The organism is Aureimonas sp. D3 (assembly GCF_001463805.1).
GTDB lineage: Bacteria > Pseudomonadota > Alphaproteobacteria > Rhizobiales > Rhizobiaceae > Aureimonas > Aureimonas ureilytica_A.
On record NZ_BBWM01000105.1, the window covers coordinates 1 to 478 of the forward strand.

Genomic DNA, 478 nt, shown 5'->3' on the forward strand with positions numbered 1-478 from the left:
GTGACGTGACCCCCGTTTTTCATCCAGCGGGAGCGAGAGTCCGGTCGTGATCTGGGCCATCGTCGATGGCGGTTGCAAGAGGCCGAAGGGCGGAGCCGTTGTTGAGCGCAGCGTTTCGGCCGGTGGTTTCGCTAATGGTGCGGGCAAAGTCCCGAGGCGTCATCCAGCCGAGCCTGGAGTGCGGTCGTTCCTCGTTGTAGTCCCGCCGCCAGGCTTCCAGCACAGCGCGGGCATGCGGCAAGGATCGGAACAGCGTCTCGTTTAGAAGCTCATCGCGCAGACGACCGTTGAAGCTCTCGATGAAGCCGTTCTGTTGCGGCTTGCCGGGCGCAATGTAATGCCAGCCAACGCAGGTCTCGTCCGCCCATGTCAGGATCGCGTTGGAGGTGAACTCCGTGCCGTAGCACATTGGGAAGCGGATGCTGGGGCCGCCTGAGGATGCGCGGAGCCCGATAGGGCGCAGGGCATTCTCAGGCGG

The 478-nt window shown here is 63.8% G+C and carries 1 protein-coding gene; it reads right to left on the reverse strand.

All coding sequences use genetic code 11. From position 1 onward, the window contains the following. Positions 1-19: 19 nt before the first annotated feature. Positions 20-478: integrase core domain-containing protein (locus tag AUL36_RS24795; protein WP_244497207.1), on the reverse strand; the 459-nt coding region annotated here is incomplete at its 5' end.